12 protein-coding genes are annotated in these 13,914 nt (G+C 67.4%); 9 read left to right on the forward strand and 3 right to left on the reverse strand.

Annotated features, from left to right (window positions below; genetic code table 11):
- Positions 1 to 334: 334 nt before the first annotated feature.
- The 9 genes from ACWD4B_RS32595 (at position 335) to ACWD4B_RS32635 (ending at position 10,202) form a co-directional block, all read left to right on the forward strand.
- A complete protein-coding gene (locus ACWD4B_RS32595) occupies positions 335 to 1,336 on the forward strand; it encodes an ABC transporter permease (RefSeq protein WP_451424148.1) in 1,002 nt (333 codons plus the stop codon).
- A 59-nt stretch (positions 1,337 to 1,395) separates the two neighbouring features.
- On the forward strand, positions 1,396 to 3,192 hold the full coding sequence (locus tag ACWD4B_RS32600) for an ABC transporter substrate-binding protein (RefSeq protein ID WP_451424149.1): 1,797 nt from the start codon (positions 1,396 to 1,398) through the stop codon (positions 3,190 to 3,192).
- An 87-nt stretch (positions 3,193 to 3,279) separates the two neighbouring features.
- The gene (locus ACWD4B_RS32605) at positions 3,280 to 4,257 is read left to right on the forward strand and encodes an ABC transporter permease (RefSeq protein WP_451424150.1); all 978 of its coding nucleotides are present in this window, start codon (positions 3,280 to 3,282) and stop codon (positions 4,255 to 4,257) included.
- A gap of 30 nt (positions 4,258 to 4,287) precedes the next feature.
- A complete protein-coding gene (locus tag ACWD4B_RS32610) occupies positions 4,288 to 5,304 on the forward strand; it encodes an ABC transporter ATP-binding protein (RefSeq protein ID WP_451424151.1) in 1,017 nt (338 codons plus the stop codon).
- 15 nt (positions 5,305 to 5,319) lie between these two features.
- On the forward strand, positions 5,320 to 6,351 hold the full coding sequence (locus ACWD4B_RS32615) for an ABC transporter ATP-binding protein (protein WP_451424152.1): 1,032 nt from the start codon (positions 5,320 to 5,322) through the stop codon (positions 6,349 to 6,351).
- Positions 6,352 to 6,595: 244 nt separating this feature from the next.
- Positions 6,596 to 7,435, forward strand: a complete 840-nt coding sequence (locus ACWD4B_RS32620) for a hypothetical protein (protein WP_451424153.1) — start codon at positions 6,596 to 6,598, stop codon at positions 7,433 to 7,435.
- Positions 7,432 to 7,986: a Uma2 family endonuclease gene (locus ACWD4B_RS32625; protein ID WP_451424154.1), complete on the forward strand. Its 555-nt coding sequence runs from the start codon at positions 7,432 to 7,434 to the stop codon at positions 7,984 to 7,986. Before ACWD4B_RS32620 ends, ACWD4B_RS32625 begins: the two co-directional genes overlap by 4 nt.
- 141 nt (positions 7,987 to 8,127) lie before the next feature.
- A complete protein-coding gene (locus ACWD4B_RS32630) occupies positions 8,128 to 9,360 on the forward strand; it encodes a helix-turn-helix domain-containing protein (protein WP_451424155.1) in 1,233 nt (410 codons plus the stop codon).
- Between the two features lie 356 nt (positions 9,361 to 9,716).
- Positions 9,717 to 10,202 carry a hypothetical protein gene (locus ACWD4B_RS32635; protein ID WP_451424156.1) on the forward strand — a complete coding sequence of 162 codons (486 nt, stop codon included), beginning with the start codon at positions 9,717 to 9,719 and terminating at the stop codon, positions 10,200 to 10,202.
- A 252-nt stretch (positions 10,203 to 10,454) separates the two neighbouring features.
- Here ACWD4B_RS32635 and ACWD4B_RS32640 read toward each other — a convergent pair whose 3' ends face one another.
- From ACWD4B_RS32640 to ACWD4B_RS32650, 3 genes are read right to left on the reverse strand one after another with little or no spacing between them, the layout of a single operon-like run.
- Complete coding sequence (locus ACWD4B_RS32640; RefSeq protein ID WP_451424157.1) at positions 10,455 to 10,958, reverse strand: hypothetical protein; 504 nt, start codon at positions 10,956 to 10,958, stop codon at positions 10,455 to 10,457.
- 17 nt (positions 10,959 to 10,975) lie between these two features.
- A complete protein-coding gene (locus tag ACWD4B_RS32645) occupies positions 10,976 to 13,354 on the reverse strand; it encodes a hypothetical protein (RefSeq protein WP_451424158.1) in 2,379 nt (792 codons plus the stop codon).
- A complete protein-coding gene (locus tag ACWD4B_RS32650) occupies positions 13,351 to 13,812 on the reverse strand; it encodes a DUF6507 family protein (protein WP_451424159.1) in 462 nt (153 codons plus the stop codon). The genes ACWD4B_RS32645 and ACWD4B_RS32650 overlap by 4 nt, the downstream gene beginning before the upstream one ends.
- Between the last annotated feature and the right edge of the window lie 102 nt (positions 13,813 to 13,914).

The following is a 13,914-nucleotide window of genomic DNA, read 5'->3' on the forward strand; positions in this document are numbered from 1 at the left end:
CTATTACGATCTGGCGCGTCGTGGCCGATCGCGCAGTTCCCCGCGCCCCTTACGGGGCGCCTACGGCGCGCCGGCGCCGCGTGGCGGAGGTCCGCCGGGCGCGCCCCATGGAGTGATACGGTCCGCGGCGTGCTTGACCTTGCTGTCAAGCACGCCGCCACCTCGATCTGCACAACCTTCGCTCAAGATGCGGCGGAGCGCCGCGTCTTCCTCCGCAGCCCCCTTGACTGCGCCGTAACTCCATTGCCAGAGTCCGCTCAACCCAACGTGTTCGATACGTCACACCGTGATCAACACGTCGGGGACCGAGACGACTTGGCGGGGGATGCACGCGATGACGAGCCCTTCCCGGAGCACCGGCAGCAGCACCCTCGACGATGCCCCGGCCGCAAGCCCGCCGGTGGGCCGCTCGCCCGGGCAGCTGATGTGGCGGCGCTTCAGACGTGACCGCTCGGGCGTCATCTCCGCCTGGATCGTGGTCTTCTTCTTCCTCGTCGCCGTCGCGGCACCGCTGATCTCCATGGTCTACGGCAAGAACCCGACGGAGACCTACGGGCTCGACGAACCGGGCCTGCTGAACCGGTTCGGCTACCCGATCGCCCCCAACGGGGGCATCTCCGGCCGCTTCTGGTTCGGCATCGAGCCGACCCTGGGCCGCGACGTGCTGACCCAGCTCGTCTACGGCATCCGCACCTCGCTGCTGATCGCCACGGCGGCCACCGCACTGTGCGTGGTGACGGGCATCCTGGTCGGGGTGACGGCCGGCTATCTGGGCGGCCGCACCGACTACTTCCTGGGCCGCTTCATCGACCTGCTGCTCGCCTTCCCCCAGCAGCTGTCGTTCGTCGCGTTCACCCCGGTCGTCTACTCCCTCTTCGTCAGCCCCGAGAAGGAGACCCCGACCTACCTCCGGGTCATCACCCTGATCCTGGTCCTGTGGGTGCTGGGCTGGATGGGCCTGGCGCGGCTGCTGCGCGGCCAGGTACTGAGCCTGCGGGAGCGGGAGTTCGTCGAGGCGGCGAAGGTCACCGGGGCCTCGCCCTGGCGCATCATCACCAAGGAGCTGCTGCCCAACCTGTGGACGCCGATCCTGGTGCAGTCGACCCTGATGCTGCCGACCCTGGTGACCGCCGAGGCGGGGCTCTCCTTCATCGGCGTCGGCGTCGTCGAACCCACCCCCGACTGGGGGCGGATGTTCGCCAACGGGGCGAAGTACTACGAGAGCGACGTCACCTACATCTTCTTTCCCGGGCTCGCGATGATCATCTTCGTGGTCGCCTTCAACCTGCTCGGGGACTCCGTCCGGGACGCCTTCGACCCCCGCACCCGGCGCTGACCGCCCCGGCGGCCCGAACCGGCACTCTCCACCGTCAACCGACAGGCAGGTGCAGATCGATGAGGACGACAGTCAACCGCAGGGCACTCCGGACGGCCGTGGTGCTGGCCGCCGGCGCCCTGGTGCTCTCCGCGTGCAGCAGCGGGGGCGGCGGAGGCGGCGGGGCGACCGACAGCGCGGGCCCCGGCCAGGACAAGAACGTGTCCGCCAACTACTCTCTCGGCACCGCCGCCGACTCGACCGGCCCCGCCCCGGCACCCTCGGGCGCCAAGAAGGGCGGCACCGTCACCGTCCTCCAGCGCGACGCCTTCCACCACCTGGACCCGGGGCAGATCTACTACGGCGACATGCTGATCAACCAGCTGCTCTACAACCGCTCGCTCACCGGCTACAAGATCGCCCCCGACGGGAAGATCAAGCTCGTCGGCGACCTCGCCACCGACACCGGCACCTCCTCCGACGGCGGGAAGACCTGGAAGTTCACGCTCAAGGACGGGCTGAAGTGGCAGGACGGCTCGCCGATCACCGCGCAGGACGTGCGCTGGGGCATCGAGCGGCTCTACGCCTCGTTCGAGACCGACGGCCCCCAGTACATCCAGCAGTGGCTCTCCGGTGAGGGCACCAGCTACCGCAAGGCGCTGCCGGACGGCCCGTACGACGGCAAGCACCTGCCGTCCTCGGTGCTGGACACCCCGGACGACAAGACCGTCGTCCTCCACTTCCTCAAGCCGCACGCGGACACCCCGTTCGCCACCGCGATGCCCAACGTCGGTGCGGTGAAGGCCGACAAGGACGGGAAGCAGAAGTACGACAACGCGCCCTTCGCGTCCGGCCCCTACCAGGTGGCCGACTACAAGACGGGCAAGTCGCTGACCCTGGTGCGCAACCAGAACTGGGACCCGAAGACCGACCCGATCCGCACCCAGTACCCCGACAAGTTCGAGATCAGCTTCGGCCACCAGGCCACCGACTCCACCCGGCGGCTGCTCTCCGACCAGGGCCCCGACAAGGCCGGCATGTCGTACACCAACGCCGTCGCGCCCGAGATGGTCGAGCAGGTGCTGAAGGACCCGGGCACCAAGTCGCGCCGCTTCATCGAGATCCAGCCCTACCTCGACGTCATCAACTTCAACATGGACCGGCTCAAGGACATCAGGGTCCGCAAGGCCCTCGCCTACGCCGTGCCCAGCGGCCAGATCATCCAGCAGATCGGCGGGGCGACCGCCGGACAGCTGGCCACCAACCTGATCTCCCCCTCCATCGACGGCTACAAGGCCTCCGACCCGTTCGGCAAGAAGGCCAAGCCGAACGGCGACCCGGACAAGGCCAGGGCCCTGCTGAAGGAGGCCGGCAAGGAGGGCCAGGAGATCGTCTACGCCTACGCCAACACCGACGTCCAGCAGAAGGTCTCGGTGGTCGTCACCCAGGCCCTGGAGCGGGCGGGCTTCAAGGTGCAGAAGAAGGAGATCGACGCCAACGTCTGGGACAACTCGATCGCCGAGGTCAAGAACGGCTTCGACATCTTCCGCACCGGCTGGGGCGCGGACTGGCCGGTCGCCTCGACCGTCGTCCCGCCGCTCTACGACGGCCGGGTGATCTCGGACGGCGCCCAGAACTACACCCACCTCAACGACCCCGCCGTCAACAAGGAGATCGACCGCGTCAACGCGATCCCCGACGTGAAGAAGGCGGCGCCGGAGTGGATGAAGCTCGCCGACAAGATCCTCACCGATGACGTGCCGGCCGTGCCCACCTACGCCAACCTCCAGTTCTCGATCTGGGGTTCGGGGCTCGGCGGCGTCAAGTACCACCCGGTGTACGGCTACCCGGACCCGTCCGGCGTCTTCGTGAAGTAACCGCGGCGGAAGGCCGGGCCGTACGGGCCCGGCCGGCCGCTCCCTCCGTCCCGCCCCGCCACGCCCGAACCGTGAGGCAGCGCAGCCATGCTGAGATTCCTCGCCCGCCGGACCGCCGGCGCGCTCGTCATCATCCTGCTGATCAGCGCGATCACGTTCTTCCTCTTCTTCGCGCTGCCCTCCGACCCGGCCCGCATGTCCTGCGGCAAGAACTGCACCGCCGACGCGCTCGCCGTCATCCACAAGAACCTGGGCCTCGACCAGCCGGTGCTCGTCCAGTACTGGCACTACATGACGGGCATCTTCACCGGCCGCGACTACTCCGTCGGCCACTGCGCGGCCCCCTGCTTCGGCTACTCCTTCTCCAACCAGCAGCCGGTCTGGGGCACCATCGTGGACCGCTTCCCCACCACCCTGTCGCTCACCGTGGGCAGCGCCGTCGTCTTCCTGACCGTCGGCGTCGGCTTCGGCATGATCGCCGCGGCCTTCCAGGGCCGGTGGATCGACAAGTTCTTCAGCTCGCTGTCGCTGGTCGCCAACTCGCTGCAGATCTACTTCGTCGGCATCCTCGCCCTCGCCGTGTTCGTCACCGGCCTGCACTGGGCGGACAACCCCGCCTACTACCCGATCACCGAGAACCCGGGGAAGTGGTTCACGGGCATGCTCATCCCGTGGCTCGTCCTCTCCATCATCTTCGTCGCCAACTACACCCGTATGACGCGCTCGCAGATGGTCGAGCAGCTGTCGGAGGACCACGTACGCACCGCCCGCGCCAAGGGGCTGGACCGCCGCACGGTCTTCTTCCGCTACGCGTGGCGGGGGGCGCTCGCCCCCATCGTGACCATCTTCGGCATCGACCTCGGGTCGTTGTTCGGGGGCGCGATCATCACCGAGTTCACGTTCAGTCTGCACGGGCTGGGGAGGTTGGCGGTCGACTCAGTCAACCAGACGGATCTGCCGACGCTGATGGCCGTGATGCTGATCAGCTGCACGGCGATCGTCTTGGCGAACATTGTCGTCGACGCCGCCTATGCCTTCATCGATCCGCGGGTGCGGCTCGCGTAATTCCTCAGGCCCCTCAGGGAGTTCACCACCGTGACCGCATTCCTGTCCGTCAAGGATCTCTTCGTCCGCTTCGACACCGAGGACGGCACCGTCAAGGCCGTCGACGGTCTCTCCTTCGACCTGGAGCGCGGCCGCACCCTCGGCATCGTCGGCGAGTCCGGCTCCGGCAAGTCCGTCACCAACCTCGCCGTGCTCGGCCTGCACGACCCGCGGTCCACCGAGATCCGGGGCGAGATCCTGCTGGACGGCCAGGAGTTGACGGGCGCCCCCGAGTCCGTCCTGGAGAAGCTGCGCGGCAACAAGATGGCGATGATCTTCCAGGACTCGCTCACCGCGCTCTCCCCCTACTACACCGTCGGCCGCCAGATCTCCGAACCCTTCCGCAAGCACACCGGCGCCTCGAAGCGGGACGCCCGGCTGCGGGCGATCGAGATGCTGGAGAAGGTGGGCATCCCGAACGCCGGGCTGCGCGTGGACGACTACCCGCACCAGTTCTCCGGCGGCATGCGGCAGCGCGCCATGATCGCCATGGCGCTGGTCTGCGACCCGGAGCTGCTGATCGCCGACGAGCCGACGACGGCGCTGGACGTCACCGTGCAGGCGCAGATCCTCGACCTCCTGAAGGAACTCCAGCAGCAGACGGGCGCGGCGATCGTGCTCATCACGCACGACCTCGGCGTGGTCGGGCACACGGTGGACGAGGTGCTGGTGATGTACGCGGGACGGGCGGTGGAGCGCGGCACGGTGGACGAGGTGCTGCGCGCGCCCCAACACCCCTACACCTGGGGCCTGCTGGGCTCGATGCCCCGGCTGACCTCGGACGTGACGGAGCCGCTCACCCCGATCCCCGGCACCCCGCCGAGCCTGCTGGCGCCGCCGCCGGGGTGCCCGTTCCATCCGCGGTGCGGCTTCGTCGCCGACGTGGGCGGGGGCAGGTGCGGGTCGGAGCGCCCGGAGCTGCCCGCGGGCCGCGGCTCGGCCTGCCATCTGACGCCGGACCAGAAGCGTACGACCTTCACCGAACGGATCAAGCCCCGGCTGGGCTGAGGGCTGAGGAGCGGCATGAACGAGATCCTGGTCGCCGAGGGGCTGACCAAACACTTCCCCATCAGGGGCGGCTTCCCGGTGAAGCGAACGGTGGGCGCCGTCCAGGCGGTCGACGGCATCGACTTGACCGTCCGTTCCGGCGAGGCCTTCGGCCTGGTCGGCGAGTCGGGCTGCGGCAAGTCCACGACGGGCCGGCTGCTGACCCGGCTGCTGGAACCGACCGCCGGACGGATCCGCTACCGGGGCCAGGACATCACCCACGCGAGCCGCAAGGAACTCGCCCCGATCCGCTCCGAGATCCAGATGATCTTCCAGGACCCGTACTCGTCGCTGAACCCGCGGCAGACGGTCGGAAAGATCGTCTCCGGCCCGATGGAGATCAACGGCATCGCACCGCCGGGCGGCCGCGAGGCCCGCGTCCGCGAACTCCTGGAGACCGTGGGCCTCAACCCCGAGCACTACAACCGCTTCCCGCACGAATTCTCCGGCGGCCAGCGGCAACGCATCGGGGTGGCACGGGCGCTGGCCCTGGAGCCGAAGCTGATCGTGGCGGACGAGCCGGTGTCCGCGCTGGACGTCTCGATCCAGGCGCAGGTGGTGAACCTGCTGCAGAAGCTCCAGCGGGAACTGGACATCGCGTTCCTCTTCATCGCCCACGACCTGGCCGTGGTCCGGCACTTCTCGCAGCGGGTGGCGGTGATGTACCTGGGCCGGATCGTGGAGGTGGGCGACCGTGACGACATCTACCGGCGCCCGCGCCACCCGTACACGCACGCACTGTTGTCGGCGGTGCCGGAGGCGACGGGCGAGGGTGCGAGCCGTGAACGCATCCGGCTGGCGGGGGACGTACCGTCGCCGATCGACCCCCCGTCGGGGTGCCGCTTCCGCACGCGGTGCTGGAAGGCGCGGGACCTGTGCGCGACGGAGACCCCGCCCCTCGCCCCGGCGGACGGCTCGCGGGAGGGCCACCTGTCGGCGTGCCACTTCCCGGAACCGCCGACGGTGGAACGGGACACGGAGGTGGTGCTCGACCCGGCGCTGAGCTGAGGCGAGGTGAGCTCCGGGCTCCGGGGGTCGGGATCCGAGCGCTCTATGCAAGGAATGGTGGGTTTGTTGAACCCACCCACCCACCCAAGTCGCGTGCGTAGCACGCGTGTTCACCTTTGGTGAGCGGTTGCAACGAAGTGTTGCGAGCCTCTAGCGTCCGGAGCGGCAACAAAACAACCCCGGAGGGTGCGGGAACACCAACCGGGGTCTGACCATGAAGATCGAGGCTAAGGAAAACGACCCCATGGCTGAGCCCAACTCTATCGCACACCCCTTGGCAAAACCGGGCTACGGCAAGCGCAGCGCACCGGACCAAGCCCCCCGCAGCCGGGCCGACTTCGCACACCTGAAGCCGCGCGAGGCGACGATCGCGGCGTTCATCGACCGCCTGCCGGAAGGCGCGGCGATGGACGCCAAAACCCTGGCGGCGCACGTGCCCTCGTACGGCCAGGCAGCATGCCGAACGGCGCTGCGACGCCTGTCGGAGGCGGGCCACCTGCGCCGGGTGAAGGAGCACGTCAAGAGCGAGGACGGCAGCGCGCGTTGGGTGACGCGCACGTACTTCTCCCGCACCCCGAGGGACGACGCGTGGTGGGAGCCGGTCCTGGCGGGAGATGTCCCGGCACCGCCGCAGCCACCCCGCCCCACCCGCTCGAACGCCTACGCAGCCCTGGCCTCGGCGGGCCGCACGGACCCCCGCATGACGCTCTCGGCAGCAGACTGCACGGCGTTGGAACCCTTGGCCGAACAATGGCTGAACCGCGGCGCGGATGAACAGGCAATCATCCGCGCCCTGACGGCAGGCCTGCCACCCGAGGTCCACCACGCGGCCGCCCTGGCCCGCCGCCGCCTCACGGACAAACTCCCCCCGGAACCGGAGCCGACCCCCGCTCCGCTCCGCATCCTGGAATGCACGGTCTGCGCCACCCCCGGCCGCCCGGAGGCCCTGCCGGGCGGGGTGTGCCGGGAGTGCCGGGGCGAGGCCCGTCCCCACGAATCGCATGGCCCCTCGGGCGCCGCGGTCCACACCCACGTTGAGCACCTTCGGGCCATCAACCGCACACGTAAAAGGAGCAGAGCGTGACGCTGCCTGCCGAAGACTTCGAGGAACTGGCCCGCACGGCGCCGGAAACCGTACGTCTGGAGCTCGTCGGCGGAAGGATCGAGGTCAAGCCGGTGCAGGACGGCAATCACAGCGAGATCGTCATGTGGCTGCAAATGACGTGCAGGGATCAACTCCCGTGGGCGTGGCTGTACCAGGGGTGTGGCTTGAAGACCGGCAGCAACGGCACAGACCGCGTCCGCCCCGACGGGGTACTTGCTCCTCGCCGACACTTCGCCGGGCACGGCGAGTGGTCGGACCCGAAGGGCGTACTCATGGTCGTCGGGGTCACCGCGCACAACGCTCACGCGAACCACTGCGAACGGGTGGCCAAGCGGGACGGATACGCGGCAGCAGGCATCCCGGTCTGCCTCCTTGTGGACCGCGAGGACAGCTCGGTTGCCGTGTACTCCGTACCGGAAGGCGGCAGGTACCGAAGCCTGACGCTACGGGCGTACGGCACACCGATCGAGATCCCCGAACCGGTCGGTATCACCCTGGAAACAGAAGAGCTGAAGGACTTCGCGGACTAGCGCCTGCCCGAGATATCGCGGCAGCCGGTGCTGAGGCGGAACCGAACAAGGCGTTGCCAGCAGGCTTGACGCGTGTTCCGGGCCGTTCAACGGGCGTACTCTGCGGGTGTCGGAGCCCTACCTGTCGAGGGAGCGCACGTCATGGCTGACCTGCCCGCTGAGTTGACGACCGGTGAACGCATTCGCATCCTCCGCGAACGCCGTGGGATGTCTCGGCCGGTACTGGCCGGCCTGGTTGGCCGGTCGTCCGACTGGCTGAAGAAAATCGAGAACGGTGACCGCGAAATCCGGTCGATCACCCACCTTGTCCGCTTGGCAAACGTGCTGCACGTGCCGGACGTGGCAACCCTGACAGGGGGCGAGCTGGGTATCTCTGTCGAAGCAGTCGGCAAGCTTTCCCACAGCGCAGTGCCGGCCATCAGGGCGGCGATGCTGGGCGCCTCGTTCGCCACCGTCCCTTCCGTGGGCCCGGTGAGGCCCGAGATGTTGAGGGGCCGTGTGGACAGCGCCTGGCGACTCTGGCACAGCAGCACTCACCAGCGAACGGAAGTCGGTGCACTGCTGCCCGACTTGATCTGCGACGCCCACAGGTGCATCAAGGCGCACGAGGGTGATGAGCGCCGTCAGGCTCACGCCGCCGCAAGTGACCTGTATCGACTCGTACAGCGCTTGCTGGCCCATATCTGTGAGCCGGAGCTCTACTGGGTCGCCCTGGACCGCGGCCGGGCACACAGCGAAGAAGCCGACGACCCCATGTCGCTGGCTCTTGCGGCTTGGTCGACAGCAATCGGACAGCGTTCGGCGGGCTTCGCCGAGGAGGCCGTACAGACCGATGAAGCGGGCATGACCTTGCTGCGAGACCAGTTGGAGGGCGGTTCCCCTGACGTGCTCGGCATCTACGGCGCGCTGAACCTTCAGGCTGCGATCTCTTGCGGCCTCGACGGCCGCTCCGGTGATGCCGAGCGCTACTTGGCAGAAGCCGACCGTACGGCAGGCCGATTGCCTGCCGACTACACCCACACGCAGTCGGCGTTCGACGCTGCGAACGTTGCCGTTCATGGAGTCAGCGTCGGCGTGGGCCTCCTGACTCCGGGCGAGGCCTTGCGGCGTGCCGAGTCCATCCTGCCGGAGAAGATCGCCTCACTCGAACGTCGTTCCCGGCTGCTGCTGGACATTGCCGCTGGACACCAGCAGAAGAAGGAGACAGCAGCGGCTGTCCACTACCTGGGCCATGCGCACCGCGTGAGCCCCGAAGGCGTTCGATACGTACCCATGGCGCGAGGGCTTGCCGCCAAACTGGCCAAGACGGCATCCGGACCGCTCAAAGCCGAGGCAGCTGCACTCGCCGAGGCTGTCGGCGTGACTGCCGCATAGCGCCGAAGTCACGGGGACGTTCGTCCCATCGCAAGGCAGGGGGACAGGTCGTCCCCCTAGTCAACTCTTAGCCCCTCTACGGTCTTTCGCACAGCGACGAAAAGACATAGGGGGCGCACCATGTGCAGCGCCGCGCGGGAACAACTGCCCCGCCGGATCACGAATCAGGGCATCGACGGCAGGCTCCTGGCTCCTCGGGCCGATCGGGAACCGGGCATGTCGCAGGACGGTCTCGACCTGCCGCCCGGCACCATAAGGTTTCCGGATTGCCTGTGCGCACGGCATCGTGCCGGACGGGGCAGGCCGGACTCCTCCGTGCGACTGCGAGCCGGAGGCCGGGCGTGATGATTCCCCCCATGATGGTGGACCTCTGGGGAGCAGCCCTCTGGCTCGTCTCCCGGGAGCGGCGTCCGGACGACGCACGCGAGTCGTGGAGGAGAGGAGTGGCCGCCACGCTTCAGGTCGGCATGCACTTCGATGTCGTCCAAGTGCCCTCCGGAATCGTGGAGAACGGCATGTGCGGCGTCAAGGACCGGGCCGCGATCCAGAACCACTTCCGTGCAGTCGGCATCACCAGCGCCGTCATCGTCTCCCGCACGCGGACCCGGTACTGCCTGCTCGTACCGCCGGACACCGCCCAGGACTGGGCGGAACCCGGGACCCAGTGCATCGGCAGGCACCACCCCACCAACTACCTCGGGGTACCGGCCCCCACACGCCGCGAGCCGCCAGGGACCCACTGGCTCATGCCGGCGCCGGAGGACAACGGCATGCTCTGCGACCCGGCGAACATCCGGCTGCTCGTCGGCAAGGCCGGAAGGCGACAGGGGCAGACGCGGTGAGCAGGCACTGCGCGTGGTGCAAGAAGCCGTCGGCCAAAGCCACAGCGGTCGACATCGTCGAGGGTGACCACGTGGCCAGAAAGATCTACGCCTGTCCCGACTGCATGACGAGGAACCGGCTCGCGCCTCTCCGGGGCCGTGCACCCGCGAACCGCGTACCTCGCTGAGGCTCACGAACGATTGTGGCGCGGATCTTCTCCAGATGCCGCGGGGGCATTGGCCGACTCAAGTTGCCCCTGCCCCCAGCGGCGATCACATTTCGTCCAGCGAGTCCAGTACCTCTGAATCGAGCTGCACGATCGGATCGGCCAAGAGGTAATCCGACAACGGCTTGATCCGCACGGCAATCCCGGTGAGGTCGATGAACTCGCTCTCGACTGTGAACCCCCCACCCCGCTCGTACATCACGAGTAGTGGTTCATAGGGGTCTTCAAGTTCAGGCAGGGCGATCTCTGCTCCGGCCCGGAACTCCGCCCAGTTGACGGCTCCACGGCAGGTGCGTGCGATCGAGGGCCAGCCCACGTTCTCGCTGAGATAGCCATCGAGCTCAGCGCGAACATCGTCACTCAACGTGAAGGCTGGGTCGATGTGCTGAACGATGTCGAAGAACGGCCAGTGTGCTTCGGCGTTGAACGCACGTGCCCAATGGGCCATCCGCCGATGGTACTCGCGCATCAACGCTGCCCTCGACGGCGCGTGATCGAAGACGGCGTCGTCATCTTCCCAGTCGATGGCACGCAAGCGGTCGAGCATCATGCGCGCAGGTCCTTGAGTCACTTCAGGTCCAGCCCCTTCACCCGCAGCTGCTGCATGGCAGCCTTCACTATGTCATCGATGTTGGACAGGTCCTTGGCTATGGGCTCCGGAGGGATCTTGAGGCCCATCCTCTTCTTCCAGTGCTTCAAGCCGCCTACCTTGTCGTTCGGGGCTACATCGTGTGCACCGAAGTGACGTGGTTCCGTCGGAAAGAGGCGATAGCCCTCGACGGGATCATAGATGTCGGGGTGGTGTGAAACATAAGGCATTCCGGCTTTCATCAGCTTGCTCTCTACATACTCGTGCGCCATAAGATGCCGGAATTGCCGCTGCCCCGCCTTGTCGAGCTTCCCTTCTGTTGCAGACATCCACAACTGGGCGATGTCGTCACGCGGGGTGAAGGGCCCTCTCTTCACTTGGTTCGGTCCGGTTGCAATGTCATGCTGCGAGCGGAAGAGGTGCGTCTTGACATCTCTCAATACGGATTCGTTGATGCCCGTGTGATCGGCGATTTTTGGAAGGTCGACGCTATTGGGCGTGCCTCGAACCGCCTCGTAGACATTGGCCGCGTACTCCGATGGGTTCTCCACCCAGCCTGCACCGCCCCAACCGGGGTCGTGAGATGCCGGAAATTCGCTGTCCACACCAGAAGCGTGGTGGTCTGTACCGTCGGCGCCACTGCCACGGGCGTTGGCATCGCGTTCGCCGCCCTCGCCAGTTCCGTGATCGTGTTCCCCCAGGCCGTCGCCGGCTCCGTGCCCATTCTGGTGCGGACGTTCGTGGCCGTCGCCATGTCTGGAGTCGGACGAGTGCATTGAGCCGTGCTGCGAACCATGACCACCTTGGTGGCTGGCGTAACCGCCGTCACCAGTCATCGACGTAGTGCGGGAAGGAGCCTCGGAGGCACGGCTGTTGGCGTGCGCTGTCAGATCACGGTTGGCGCTCTCGTATGCAGACGTTTCCGCCGAGCCTGCTCCGGAGTGGCCCATAGCCCTGTCCGCAGCATTGCTGCCACCGCCCCCCGCGTGGGCAAAGACGCGGTGATCCTGTGCAGCCCCGCGCTCGGTCGCGCTGAGTTCCTTCGGTGCCGCACTGTGTGTGGGGAATTCGGTGCCGTCGGCTCGGAGCCAGGTGCCGTTCTGTGTGATGTAGGTGGGGGTTTCGTCTGCTGCCGTGAGTTTGAGGGCCTTCTCGTTGGTGCCCGGGATGCGTTCTGTCAGGTGGGCGGCGTTGCGCAGGGCGATGTCGTGGAGGTCGCCGATTCTGGCGGATTCCAGGGCGCCCTTGGCGGCGGTGAAGCCCTTGCCGATGCCCTTCGTGGCGAGGTTGACCGGGTCGGCCACCTCGCCGATCCGGGCAACGGTGGTCAGTATCTTGCCCGTTGTGGTGCCGGCCCGGGTCAGGCCGGCTGCCCTGGCTTCGGGGATCAGTATGGTGAGTCCGTTGAAGGCGACGGCTCCGGCGGCGCGGTGTGGGTTCTTTTTCCATTCGTCCCAGGCTAGGAAGCCCTTGTCGGCTGCGTTCGCGGCCTTTTTGTACTCCCTGGCCTGCTTCGGCAGCCAGGAGTCCGGCAGGATGCGAGTGGCCTGCGACCACGGGAAAGTGACCGAACCGGCCGCCAGCACGCCGAGGTTCTTCCAAGCAGCGGCGGCCTTGTCCTTGCCGTCCCAGCCGAACGCCGTCATCAGACCGCGCGCGGTGCCCCATGTGCCGTCGATCACGAAACCCTTGGCGAAGTCCGCCGCCGGGTTGTTGGTGACCATGTGCCACGTGCGGTCCCAGGCCGTCTCCAGTGCCCCGTGCTCCCGTTTCTCGACCGTCCCCCACGGCGTCTCCGTGACCTTGGCGACCGCCTTGGGGTCGTAGCCGTACATGCCCGGCTTGTGGGAACCGTCATCCACCGTCAGGAACGCCGTGCCGCAGTAGACAGCCGTGATCTTGTTGACGGCATCACGCTCGGCCGCGTGGAACTTCTCCTGCGCGACAGCCACCGCGCGGATCAGACGGGCGTTCTCGTCGATCTTCCCCTGGTTCTTCCGCCAGTGCTCGTCGTCCTTGACCGAGTCCCGGAACGCGACCGCCTGCTCCCGCAGACGGTCCAGTTCCTTCACGATCGGGCCGATTTCGCAGGCGTACGCCGACAGCGCCGACTGGACCGTCTCCAGGTTGCGGGCGAACTGGCTCGCCTGATCGCGCACCGGGATCGTCGTGGCCAGCAGCTGGTCCCGCTCCGGAGCGTCATAGTCAGGGGCCAGACCCTGGAAGGTGGAGTGGGTGTTCGCGCCCGTGGCGCGGATCCCGGACGCGTCCTTCTTCAAGGACGCAACGGCCTTCTGCAGCTCGCCCAGGTTGCCCGTGTAGTGGGGTATGGATATCGGGTCGATCGGCTCGATCACTTCTTGTCCCAGGGAGTCTTCGCCTCACGCCCGGCTATCGCGTCCCTCTCGGCGTTCTCCGCCATCTCCAGATCACCGGACAGATACCAACCCACCGCCGCAACCGTGCCATTGAGCGTCTTCTCTGCACGGTCCGCGATCGCGTTCAGCGTCTGCGTGGCATTGTTCGCGTACGCGACGACCGCCGCACCGACCGGGCTCATGCCCATGCTGGCCGGGTCACAGGGACCCGCCAGCGTGCCCGCACTCTGCGCCACGCTCTCGACATGGTCGTGGTACGACCGGGCCTGCCCCTGTAGCTTCCCCGCCACCTCGGCCGTCCTCCCGACCGTGCCCTGCACACCCTCCGGCCGGATGTCCCAGCGCGACATGACGACGCCCCACCCCTCCCACACATCCCCCGTGTAACCGACAACTGACTGGGAGAAAGTATCGAACACAGCACTGACAGTGCTCATGAGTATCCGTACTCGTGCGCCATGAGGCGTTGTTCGATTGTGTGGAGGTGAGAGACCTGCACCGCTGACCCTGTCGCAGCAGGGCGGTGAAGCTGAGGACAG

The organism is Streptomyces sp. NPDC002536 (assembly GCF_053594995.1).